Origin of the sequence: Dechloromonas agitata is5, from assembly GCF_000519045.1 — a bacterium.
GTDB lineage: Bacteria > Pseudomonadota > Gammaproteobacteria > Burkholderiales > Rhodocyclaceae > Azonexus > Azonexus agitatus.
On the sequence record NZ_KI912532.1, the window covers coordinates 1,270,594 to 1,282,133 of the forward strand.

Sequence of the window (11,540 nt, forward strand, 5' to 3'; positions counted from 1 at the left end):
CAGCCCGGTCAGGCGGCGGTGAGCAGGCCGCGCATCTTTTGCAGCGCCTTCGCTTCGATCTGGCGGATGCGCTCGGCCGACACGTCGAACTCGGCAGCCAGTTCGTGCAGCGTGGCCGCCTCGCCGTCGTGCAGCCAACGCGCCTCGATGATGCGACGGCTACGCGGATCGAGACCCTCCAGCGCGGCATGCAGACCTTCGCCCTGCTGGTAGGCCAGGGCCTTGTTTTCGAGCACGCGGGTCGGCTCGTAACGGCTGTCGGCCAGATAGTCGATCGGCGCGAAAGCGTCCTCGCCGTCCTCCGGGTTACCCTCCAGTGCCAGGTCGCGACCGGAGAGGCGGGTTTCCATCTCGACCACTTCGTCCTGCTTGACGCCGAGACGGGCCGCGACTTCGGCGGCCTGGCTGCCGGACAGCGTATCGACGCCTTCGTAATCGGCTTTCAGGCTGCGCAGGTTGAAAAACAGCTTGCGCTGCGCCTTGGTGGTCGCCACCTTGACCAGGCGCCAGTTCTTCAGGATGTATTCGTGAATCTCGGCCTTGATCCAGTGCATGGCGAAGGACACCAAGCGCACACCCCGAGCCGGGTCGAAGCGCTTGACGGCCTTCATCAGGCCGATGTTGCCTTCCTGGATCAGGTCGGCGTGCGGCAGGCCGTAACCGAGGTAACCGCGGGCAATCGAGATGACAAGGCGCAGGTGGGAGAGCACCAGCTGCCGCGCCGCCTCCACATCGCCTTCGTTGTGGAAACGCTCGGCCAGCCGGGTCTCCTCGGCCTCGGACAGCATCGGATACCGGTTCGCCGCCTGAATATAGGCGTCGAGGTTGCCGACGGTCGAGGGGATGGGAAGAGCCAAGGCATGTGTCATAGCGTTAAATCCTCCTTCAGGGTTCACCTGTATATTAGCACTCGCTGCCTATGAGTGCTAACGGGGTGGAAAGTTTCAGGCTGGTGCGTTATGACCTGCCGGTTCTCATGGGGGCAGGAATGGTCGGCGCCGCTGTCGGTTCTCCCCGAGTTTCGAACGCATTGCTCTCCATTATGTGTTCACTGCCCGGATGTGCAGTTAATGTAAATGAGAGTGGTTGTTATTTACATTATGAAACACTTTCGTTACACTTGCCAGCTTCTCGCGGTGAAACCCGCCGGCCTGAAGTAAACCGAGTCATTGCACCAGCCAGCCGTCGCCAGCCCGTGCCTCAACACGAAAGGAACACGCTGTGCTGCGCAAAACTCCCCTCGCCTTGGCGATCGGTTTTTCCCTGGGACTTTGTCCCTACTCTTATGCCGAACCGGCTGTCTCCAGTGCGGGCTCGTCCGCAAATGCGGCGACCGAACTGCCTGCCATGACCGTGACGACGGCACGGGAAGCGACGCCGACCTACAATCCGTCCGTTGCCCGCAGCGCGACCAAGATCGAAGCCCCCCTGCGCGACATACCGCAGACGGTCAATGTCGTGCCGCAAAGCGTGCTGCGCGACCAGGGTGCCCGCTCCATGCAGGACGTCATGAAGGCGATTCCGGGGGTCGGCCTGTCGCATGGCGATGGCCAGCGCGACCAGGTCACCATCCGCAGCTTTTCGGCGATCAGCGACCAGTTCATCGACGGCCTGCGCGACGATGCGCTGTATTTCCGCGACCTCTCCAACATCGAGCAGGTCGAAGTGGTCAAAGGACCGGCCTCGGTGCTCTACGGGCGCGGCTCGTCGGGCGGCCTGATCAACCGCATCACCAAGAAGCCCGGGATCGACCGTAACGAAGTGACCCTGCAGGTCGGCAGCTGGAACCAGCGGCGCGGCGAATTCGATCTGGCCCACACCTTCAACGACAAGAGCCTCGCCATCCGCCTCACTGGCGCCGTGGAACGCGCCGACGGCTACCGTGACCAGCAGTTTCTCGAGCGCGAAGCCCTGGCCCCCTCCGTGGCCATCAAACTCGGCGACGACACCCGCCTGCTGATCCAGGGCGAATACCTCTCCGACCGCCGCGTCACCGACTTCGGCATCCCGGCCTACCGCGGCCGGCCGGTCGATGTCGCTCCCGGCACCTATTTCGGTGCCGCCAACGCCCGTGAGGTCGATTACAGCCAGGCCGATGTTTCCGCCTTCGGCTTCACCCTGGACCACCGCTTCAACAGCGAATGGTCGTTCCGTAACGCCTTCCGCGCCTATGACTACAGCCTCGACCGCAACAACACGCTGGTCGGCTCGGTCAATGAAGCGGCGCGCACCGCTTCACTCAACCGCAGCAATGTTCGGCGCCAGGAGGACGGTTATTTCAACCAGACCGAACTGACCCAGAAGGTGACTCTGGCCGGCATGCAGCATCAGTTGCTGTACGGCATCGAAATCGGCAAGCAGAACAAGGATCAGGTGTTCCGCACGCAGAACAATATCGCGACGGTGTCGCTGTTCAACCCGGTTCTACCGGTACTACCCTTGCGCGTCACCGCGGCGCCGTCCACCGACAACCGGGGCATCATGACCGTGACCAGCGGCTATGTGCAGGATCTCGCCACGCTGTCCGAGCACTGGAAGGCGTTGATCGGCATGCGCTACGACCGCTTCGAGCAGGAAACCCGTGAGCGCCGCCCCGGCCAGCGCGACGTCGAACGCACCGACTCGGCGTGGAGCCCGCGCGCCGGCCTGGTCTTCCAGCCAAACCTGAGCCAGTCCTACTACGTCTCGTACAGCAAGTCCTTCCAGCCCTCGGCCGAAGGCTTCGCGCTGGCTGCCAACAATGCCCAGATCGCGCCCGAGGAAACCACCAACCACGAAGTCGGCGCCAAGTTCGATTTCCTCGATGGCATGGCCTCCGCCACGGCCTCGCTCTTCCGGGTCGAGCGCACCAACATCAAGACCACCAACCCGGCTACCAACACCCTGGTGCCGCTCGGTGTGCAACGCACCCAGGGGGCCGAGCTGAGCTTCACCGGCGATCTGACCCACGGCTGGCAGATCTGGTCTGGCTACGCCTGGCTCGATGCCGAAATGGTCTCCTCGGTCGCTATCGACGCCGGCCAGCCGGTACAGGGCAAGCGTCCGACCCTGACGCCCAAGCAGAGCGCCAACCTGTGGCTGACCAAGGCCCTGGGCCAGGGTTTCGGCGCCGGCGCCGGCCTCAATTACGTTGGCGAGCGTTTCGCCAACCCGGGCAACACGGTTATCCTGCCGGGCTACACCACCGTCGACGCGATGGGTTATTACCGGACGAACGGTTTCGACGTACAGCTCAACGTGATGAACCTGTTCGATCGCCAATACATTGTCTCCGGCCACGGCAGCAGCCCGAACCTCAATCTGCCCGGGGCGCCCCGTTCGGTGCAGCTGACCCTGCGTTACGCTTTCTGAGGAACCCGCCATGCAACCTTGCAGGAAGATCATTACCGCCGCGCTTGCCTGCGGCCTGTTGCTTGCCGTGGGCGCCGCTCCCGGCCTGGCCGTGCCGCCCCGACAAGGAACCGATTGAGCATGGACCGCGCCAACCTTTCCGTCAGCGCCGGGGAGGCCACCCAGGCCAACCCACTGCCGCGCCGCCGTGGCCGACGGGCGGTCTTTCTCACCTGGGTGCGCAAGATTCACCTCTACGTTGGCCTGTGGGGAGCGATTCTTGGCCTGCTCTTCGGTGCCACGGGAATCCTGCTCAACCACCGCGCGATCCTGAAGATTCCGGTCGAGAAAAGCGTCCAGAAAACCGTGCAACTGGCTTTGCCGGAACAGAGGCCGGGGACGCCGGAAGAACTGGCAGCCTGGCTTCAGGGCGAGCTGAAGTTCACGCCGGAACAGGTTGTGCAAGTCAAGAAGCAACCAGCCAAGACGGTCGTGTGGGACGATCGCGAGGTTCTACAGCCAGAACGCTGGAGCGTCAGCCTGCAGACGCCGCAACGCAGTGTGTCGGCGGAGTATTTCGCCGGCAACCGCTTCGTCAAGCTCGACCATACCGACGCCACCCCGATCGGTACCTTGATCCGCCTGCACATGTCGGTCGGCGTCAATGCCTTCTGGGTGCTGCTGGCGGACACCATCGCCGGCAGTCTGATGCTGTTGTCGATCACCGGACTCCTGCTGTGGACACAACTTCGCGCCATGCACACCGTTGCGGTCACCACCAGTCTCGGGGCATTGCTCGCGGCGACATGGTTTATGTGGTCGATGTGAAGTTTGCATCGTCCGTTTGTCGGCGGCGGTCGGCATTCCTCCGTGCGATGAGCCCTGCCGTCGCCCAGGTGATCGCCTGGCGATTGCCCGCTGCATGGGGCCGTCAGCCCGATTGCGGGAAATTGCCGGGCGTGCAGTTGAATTGTTTCTTGAAAGCGGCGATGAACGCCGAAAGCGAGTCGTAGCCGCAAGCCAGCGCGACATCGGTGACGCTGTCGCCGCGCTCCAGCGCCGGCAGGGCCCCAAGCAGGCGCATGCGCTGGCGCCAGTGGCGGAAGCTCAGGCCGGTTTCCCTGACGAACAGGCGGCTCAGGGTTTTTTCTGAAACGCCGGCGCGATCGGCCCACTCGGCCAGCCGGTGCTTTTCTTCAGGACGCTTGTGCAGGCTGCGACACAGCTCTTGAAGGAGCGGACTGCGCGGCAAGGGCAACATGAGTTCGACCTCGTCAGCCTGGCCGATCGTCTCCAGCAATACAGTTGCGAAGCGTCCGTCCGGCCCCTGCTCGGCATATTCGACTGGCAACTGGCTGAAATGCCGAATCATTTCACGCAACAGGGGGCTGACCACGATCACCCGGCAACGATCGCTCGCCCAGCCGGCGATGTCGGCTTGAATGTAGAGGCTGCGGATACAGGTTGCCGGGCCGCAGGTCACCCGGTGCGCGATGCCGGGCGGTATCCATATCGCGCGCTGGGGCGGCGCGACGAAGCGCCCGGCATCGGTATGCACCTCGATGACCCCTTCCGCGGCGTAGGCCAGTTGTCCCCAGGGATGGCTGTGACGATGGCGCAGGGCTTGGTTAGGCAGTGTTTCAGCCTGGCCATAAAGCGCTCTTGGCAATGTCTTGAGGGCCGACAGCTGCCTTTCGGATAGCCCCCGTGCTGTCCGTTTGGCGATATTCGTTGGCATTTTGGCGTTAGCAGGCATGTTGCGGCGATGCTAACTTGCCCGTCATCGCCAATGCAAGCCGCCGGCTGGCCCTCTGCCCGGTGTCTTGAGCGCGCGGGCGATCGTTCGTCCAATAGTGAAAGGATTCAGCATGGGCTTCTCTTGCCGTGAGTGCACAGTCTACGTGGTGGATGGTGACGCCGATTGCCGTTGTTCCCTGGCCGGCCAGCTTCAGACGGATGGCTTGACGGTCCGCGCCTTCGAAAGTGCCGAAGCCTTCCTCGAAAACCACGATCGCGTTCAGGCCGGGTGCCTGCTCCTGGAATTGCATCTGCCGGGCATGAGCGGACTGGCCTTGCAGCGTTGTCTCAACCAGCGGCAAATTTCGCTGCCGCTGATCTTCATGGCGTCGTCGGCGGATGTCGCCAGTGCCGTCACAGCCATGCAGAACGGTGCGCTCGACTTTCTGCGCAAGGGGCCGGATCGCTCGCGGCTGATCGCTCGGGTCAATCGCCTCGTCGCGGCCATCCGGACGGGCCGGGCGGTGCCCTGGCAGCGCCATCCCTACGCACCATCGCCGGATGGTTGGCGCCATGTGCGACCAGCCTTGGCGTCTCCTTCGACTGCATTCCGGAGCCAGTTGCAACATGTGGAATGACCCATCGCTCATCGCCCTCTTGCTCGGAGCGGCTTTCCTGGCCGGCGCCCTCAATGCCGTGGCGGGCGGCGGCAGTTTCCTGACGCTGCCCGCACTCGTCTTCACCGGCATGCCGCCCGTCGCAGCCAATGCGACCGGCACCGTTGCCCTGCTTCCCGGATATGTTTCGGGTGTTTTCGGATTTCGTGAAGACCTGGAAGCGCCACCGGGCTTGTCCATGCCGACGCTGATCCTGCTCAGCTTGGCCGGTGGCGCAATGGGCGCCACCTTGCTGCTGGTGACCGAGGATCGTACCTTCAACAAGATCGTCCCCTGGCTGTTGCTGTTGGCGACCCTGCTCTTTGCCCTGGGGCCGCGCTTGTTGCGTAGCGCCCGCGGCAGCCAGGGCGGCCACGCCTCGCCGGCTAAATCGGCAACGGGGATGCTGGCCGTTTCGATCTATGGGGGCTACTTCAACGGGGGGCTGGGGATTCTCCTGCTGGCCCTGTTCGGCCTGCTGGGCCAAACCCGCTTGAACGCGATGAACGGCGCCAAGAATCTGGTCTCGGCCTTGCTGACCGCCATCGCGGTGGCGATCTATGCCTGGGGGGGCGTCGTGTCCTGGCCGCACGCGCTGCTGATGATGCTCGCGGCGACCGCCGGCGGTTACCTGGGGGCGCGTGTCGCCCGGCGGATACCGGCCCCCGTGTTGCGGGGGGGCATTGTGCTCACCGGTTTGACCATGACCGTCTTGTTCTTTGCCCGGGGCTGATCCACGGCAACGGCATCGGACCGCGCGCTCGGGTGGGGGAAGGCCCCGTGAGAGGGGCCTGCGGGGCCAGCGCATAGCCCGGCACTAGGTATTTTTCCCTATCCGGGTCGATACTTTTTCCAATTATCGCGTTTCGTGGCATCTCCTAAGCTAGGCCCGTCATCAAATAACGGAGCTTGGCATGAGTTCTCATCCCGATCTTTCGCGGCGCGCCTTCTTCACGGCGCTGCCGGCTGTGACTGCCGGGCTGGCCGTTCCAGCCCAGGCGGCGGAAGACAGCAAACCCCACTGGTCGATGCTGGTCGATACGCGGCGATGCATCGCCTGCCAGGCCTGCACCATGGCCTGTTCGATGGAAAACGCGTCGCCGGAGGGCGAATTCCGCACCGTCGTCGCCACCTATGCGGTCAGCACGCAGGAGGGCAAGACCGGCCTCGCGGTGTTGCCCCGCCTGTGCAACCACTGCGAACAGCCGCCGTGCATTCCGGTCTGCCCGGTCGGCGCTACCTTCAAGCGGGAGGACGGCATCGTGCTGGTCGATGGCGAACGCTGCGTCGGGTGTGCCTACTGCGTCCAGGCCTGCCCCTACGACGCCCGCTTCGTCAATCACCACACCGGCAAGGCCGACAAGTGCACCTTCTGCAGCCATCGCGTCGAAGCCGGGCTGTTGCCGGCCTGCGTCGAAACCTGCGTCGGCGGCGCGCGCATCTTCGGCGACGTCAACGATCCGCAAAGCGACATCAGCCAGCGCCTGAAAGCCGCCGAAGGCAAGACGCGGGTGCTGAAGCCGGAAGCCGGCACGAATCCCCACGTTTTCTATATTGGCCTCGATGACCAGTTGTCCGGTCGTGTCGATGGCGTGTCGGCCGCCGACATGATGTGGCGTCCGGGCCACCAAGGAGGATGAACATGAACCACCCTGTCGAGATATTGGGTTTTGCCCGTGAAGCGGCGTGGCTCCCGTGGGCCGTGCAGTATTTCTTCCTGATCGGCATCTCCACCGCCGCCTTCTTCCTGTCGTTGCCCGGCCTGGTCTGGCGCCTGCCGGCCTGGCAGGGTATCGGCCGTCGCGCCTTGCTGGCCGCCCTGGTCTGCGGCCTGACCGCGCCGGTCGCGTTGCTGGCCGACCTGCACCAGCCGGGACGTTTCCTCAACTTCTATCTGCATCCGAACCTCGGCTCGTGGATGGCCTGGGGATCGTTCTTCATCCCGCTCTACCTGATCGGCCTGCTGCTCTACGCCTGGTTGTGCCTGAGACCACAACTGGCGGCCCTGGCTGAACGCGGCGGCCAGCTGTCTGCCCTTTACCGCCGGCTGGCCTATGGCGGCCATGACAGCCCGGGCGCCATCCGTGCCGCGGCGGTGGTCGGTGCGCTCGGCGCCCTGCTCATCCTGCTCTACACCGGCATGGAAGTGATGGTGGTCGAGGCCCGGCCGTTGTGGCATACGCCGCTGCTTCCGCTGCTCTTCGCCGTCAGCGCGGTGAGTGGCGGCCTGGGCATGGTCGGTCTGTTCGAGGCCCTGATCGGGCAGGGTGCGGCCGCTCCGTTGATCAATCGCTGGCAGGAACGCAGCCAGTGGCTCACCCTCGGCCTGCTCGCCGCCTGGCTGCTGCTGGCCGTTTCCGGCCTGGCTGCCAGCCCGGCCGATGCCCTGGCCGCGATGCGCGGTTCGCTCGGCTGGCTGCTCAGTGCGGCCTGGTTGCTGGGCACGACCGCCCTGACCCTGTGGCTGGCTCGTAGCCGCCGCGATGTCTTGCTCTGGCCGGCGCTGCTCGCCCTGCATGGCGCCTGGCTGGTGCGCTGGATGGTCTTCATGGGCGGCCAGAACATGCCCAAGATGGGCGCCAGCACTCACATTTATGCCTTGTCCCTGAGCCCGGACAGCGTGCTCGGCATCGTCGGCATGGCCGGCCTGTGCCTTACCGTTTATATCATCCTGACCAGCATCATCCCTTGGGATGATCGGGCGGAAGCCTGAGGAGTTCGATCATGAAAATCAGCAAGCGTCGTCAAGTTCTCGCCCTCGGCGGTCTCGCCGCCTTCGCGGCCGGTTATTCGGAAACTGCGGGCCGCATGGTCGGCAAGCTGCTCGGCAAGGATGCCCCTAAGCACAAGACGGCCGGCGATGCGCCGGAGCCGGAGTTCCGCATCGACCGCAAGGGCAACCTGGAGGTCAATCCGGCCCAGCAGGTCAGCTACACCACCTGCCTCGGCTGCACCACCATGTGCGGCGTCCGGGTGCGTATCGACCGCACCAGCGGCAAGGTGTTGCGGGTGGCGGGCAATCCCTACAGCCCGTTGTCGACTGATCCGCATCTGCCGATGAAGGCCAGTGTGCGCGACAGTTTCGTCGCCATTTCCGGCTACAAGGGCAAGGGGCTGGATGGCCGCTCGACGGCCTGCGGACGCGGCAATGCCGTGGCCCAGCAGATCGATTCGCCGTATCGCGTCCTGACGCCGCTCAAGCGGATCGGGCCACGCAACAGCGGGCAGTGGGAGCCGATCTCCTTCGAACAGCTGGTCAAGGAAGTGGTCCATGGCGGCAACCTGTTCGGCGAAGGGCCGGTTGACGGTTTGGCCGCCCTGCGCGACCTGAAGACCCCGATCGACCCGCAGCAGCCGGCGCTCGGCTCCGTGGTCAACCAAGTGGCCGTGCTGTCCAGCGTCAACGACGGCCGCGAGAACTTCGCCCGCCGCTTCTTCCAGAAGGCCTACGGCACGATCAACTTCATCGGCCACGGCTCCTATTGCGGCGGCTCCTACCGCTCCGGCTCCGGCGCGTTGTTCGGCGACATGAAGGCGATGCCGCATTGCAAGCCGGACTTCAGCAATGCTGAATTCGTGCTCTTCGTCGGCACCGCCCCGGGGCAGGCCGGCAATCCGTTCAAGCGCCAGGGCACGCTGGTCGCCAAGGCGCGGAGCGAAGGCAAGCTGTCCTACGTCGTGGTCGATCCGGTGCTGACCCATGCCGACAACGTGGCCAGTGGCGACCGTGGTCGCTGGCTGCCGATTCGCCCGGGCACCGACGGCGCCCTGGCCATGGCGATCATTCGCCAGTTGTTCGAAACCGATCGTATCGACCGCCATTTCCTCAGTTTTCCGAATGCCGAACTGGCGCGGCAAAACGGCGAACCGTCCTTCTCCAACGCCACCCATCTGGTGGTCGTCGAGCCGAAGCACCCGCGCGAACGCCGCTTCCTGCGCGCTTCCGATCTGGGCTTCGAACTGCCCGAGGAACAGCGCTACAAGGAAGGCGACGCCTTCGTCTGCCTCGACGAGGCGGGCCAGCCGGTGTTCAGCAACCAGGCCAAGGGCGCCTGCCAGTTGCTGGTGGATAGCGTACTGACCGTCGGTGGTAAGGAAGTTCGCGTCAAGTCGGCGCTGAAACTGCTGCAGGAAGAGGCGATGCGTCTCGACCTGCCGGCCTATGCCGCGGCCTGCGGCATTCCGGCCGACACGCTGGCTGCCCTGGCTCAGGAACTCGCCGCGCACGGCAAGCGCGCCTCGGTCATCGCCCACGGCGGCATGATGAGCGGCAGTGGCTTCTACAATGCCTATGCGCTGATGAGCATCAACGCGCTGCTCGGTAACATCAACTGGAAGGGTGGCTTCGTCGCCAACGGCGGCGGTTTCAAGGACAACGGCGAGGGGCCGCGCTACAACCTCGATTCCTTCCCCGGCATGGTCAAGCCCGCCGGTACCCCGCTCGGCCGCAACGTGCCGTACGAAAAGACCGCCGAATTCGCTGCCAAGAAGGCCGCCGACAAGCCCTATCCGGCCAGCGCCCCGTGGTTCCCGAACGCCCCGGGCCTGACCACCGAACTGCTGCCGGGCGGCATCAGTGGTTATCCCTATGCGCTGAAGGCGCTTGTCCTCTGGTCGTCGAATCCGCTCTACGGCGTGACCGGCCTGCGCAACAAGATCGCCAAGGATCTGGCCGATCCGAAGAAGCTGCCGCTGATCATCTCGGTCGATCCCTTCATCAACGAGAGCAATGCCTACGCCGACTACATCGTGCCCGATTCGCTGATGTACGAAAGCTGGGGCTGGGTGGCGGCGTGGAACGGCGTGCCGACCAAGGCGATGAGCGCCCGCTGGCCGGTCATCGAGCCGAAGGCGGACAAGACCCCGGACGGCCAGGCCATCGGCATGGAGACCTTCTTCATCGCCCTGGCCAAGGCCATGCAGCTGCCCGGCTTCGGCGCCGGGGCGATCAGCGACCCGGAAGGCCAGACCTACCCGCTTAACACGCCGGAAGACTGGTACCTGCGCGGCGGTGCCAACATCGCGTGGCTGGGCAAGGAGCCGGTCGCCGATGCCACCGCCGAGGACATCATCCTCTCCGGCGTCGAACGCATCCGGCCGTTGCTTGAGAAGACCTTGAAGCCGGAAGAGGTCGCCAAGGTGGCTTTCCTGCTCACCCGCGGCGGCCGCTACCAGCCGGGCAAGGACGCCTACGACGAGGAAAACCCCGAGTGGATGCGTAATCCGATGAAGGCGATGGCCCATCTGTGGAACGAAAACCTGGGGGCGGCGAAAAACAGCCTGACCGGCAAGCGCTTCACCGGTTGCGCCACCTGGGTGGAGCCCTCGTTCGCCGACGGCACGCCGGTCGGCAAGATCTACCCGGCCGCACAGTGGCCGCTGCAACTGGTCAGCTACAAGTCGGCCTTGCAGAACCCGTATTCGATCGGTGCCACCCGCCTGCTCAGCCTGCATCCGGAAAACCCGGTGCTCATCCATCCCGCCGACGCGCAGCGCCTGGGGCTGGAAATGGGCGATCTGGCCGAGATCAGCACGCCGACGGGCAGCCTCAAGGCCCGCGTGATGGTGCATGCCGGCGTGACGCCGGGCGTGGCGGCCGTCGAGCACGGCTTCGGCCACCGCGAACTCGGGGCGCGGGCGCATCGCATCGGCAAGGCGCAGCAGCCGGAAAACAAGCACCTGGCAGCCGGCGTCAATCTGAACGATGTCGGCCTGATCGATCCAACCCGGCCGGACAAGGCGCCGTGGGTGGACTCCGTGTCCGGCGCGGCGGTGCGCAACGGCCTGCCGGCCAGGATCAGCCGGGCCTGACGCCCG

The 11,540-nt window shown here is 64.9% G+C and carries 9 protein-coding genes; 7 read left to right on the plus strand and 2 right to left on the minus strand.

Annotated elements, in window-relative coordinates:
• Positions 1 to 8: 8 nt before the first annotated feature.
• Positions 9 to 869, minus strand: a complete 861-nt coding sequence (gene rpoH, locus K420_RS0106280) for an RNA polymerase sigma factor RpoH (protein ID WP_027457329.1) — start codon at positions 867 to 869, stop codon at positions 9 to 11.
• A gap of 352 nt (positions 870 to 1,221) precedes the next feature.
• On the opposite strand from rpoH, the gene K420_RS0106285 reads away from it, so the two are divergent.
• Positions 1,222 to 3,351, plus strand: a complete 2,130-nt coding sequence (locus tag K420_RS0106285) for a TonB-dependent receptor (protein WP_027457330.1) — start codon at positions 1,222 to 1,224, stop codon at positions 3,349 to 3,351.
• Between the two features lie 120 nt (positions 3,352 to 3,471).
• Positions 3,472 to 4,158, plus strand: a complete 687-nt coding sequence (locus K420_RS0106290) for a PepSY-associated TM helix domain-containing protein (RefSeq protein WP_027457331.1) — start codon at positions 3,472 to 3,474, stop codon at positions 4,156 to 4,158.
• A 103-nt stretch (positions 4,159 to 4,261) separates the two neighbouring features.
• Here the strand turns inward: K420_RS0106290 and K420_RS0106295 are convergent, their stop codons facing one another.
• On the minus strand, positions 4,262 to 5,068 hold the full coding sequence (locus K420_RS0106295; RefSeq protein WP_027457332.1) for an AraC family transcriptional regulator: 807 nt from the start codon (positions 5,066 to 5,068) through the stop codon (positions 4,262 to 4,264).
• Positions 5,069 to 5,198: 130 nt separating this feature from the next.
• On the opposite strand from K420_RS0106295, the gene K420_RS18285 reads away from it, so the two are divergent.
• The 5 genes from K420_RS18285 to K420_RS0106320 all read left to right on the plus strand — a co-directional run bounded on the left by K420_RS18285 (position 5,199) and on the right by K420_RS0106320 (position 11,534).
• A complete protein-coding gene (locus K420_RS18285) occupies positions 5,199 to 5,705 on the plus strand; it encodes a response regulator transcription factor (RefSeq protein WP_084019575.1) in 507 nt (168 codons plus the stop codon).
• On the plus strand, positions 5,695 to 6,456 hold the full coding sequence (locus tag K420_RS0106305) for a sulfite exporter TauE/SafE family protein (RefSeq protein WP_027457333.1): 762 nt from the start codon (positions 5,695 to 5,697) through the stop codon (positions 6,454 to 6,456). Before K420_RS18285 ends, K420_RS0106305 begins: the two co-directional genes overlap by 11 nt.
• Positions 6,457 to 6,637: 181 nt before the next feature.
• Positions 6,638 to 7,363 (plus strand): sulfate reduction electron transfer complex DsrMKJOP subunit DsrO, encoded by a 726-nt coding sequence (gene dsrO / locus K420_RS0106310; protein ID WP_027457334.1) that lies wholly within the window; start codon positions 6,638 to 6,640, stop codon positions 7,361 to 7,363.
• A gap of 2 nt (positions 7,364 to 7,365) precedes the next feature.
• The gene (nrfD, locus tag K420_RS0106315) at positions 7,366 to 8,436 is read left to right on the plus strand and encodes an NrfD/PsrC family molybdoenzyme membrane anchor subunit (RefSeq protein ID WP_232422739.1); all 1,071 of its coding nucleotides are present in this window, start codon (positions 7,366 to 7,368) and stop codon (positions 8,434 to 8,436) included.
• Between the two features lie 11 nt (positions 8,437 to 8,447).
• Positions 8,448 to 11,534: a molybdopterin dinucleotide binding domain-containing protein gene (locus tag K420_RS0106320; RefSeq protein ID WP_027457336.1), complete on the plus strand. Its 3,087-nt coding sequence runs from the start codon at positions 8,448 to 8,450 to the stop codon at positions 11,532 to 11,534.
• Positions 11,535 to 11,540: the final 6 nt, after the last annotated feature.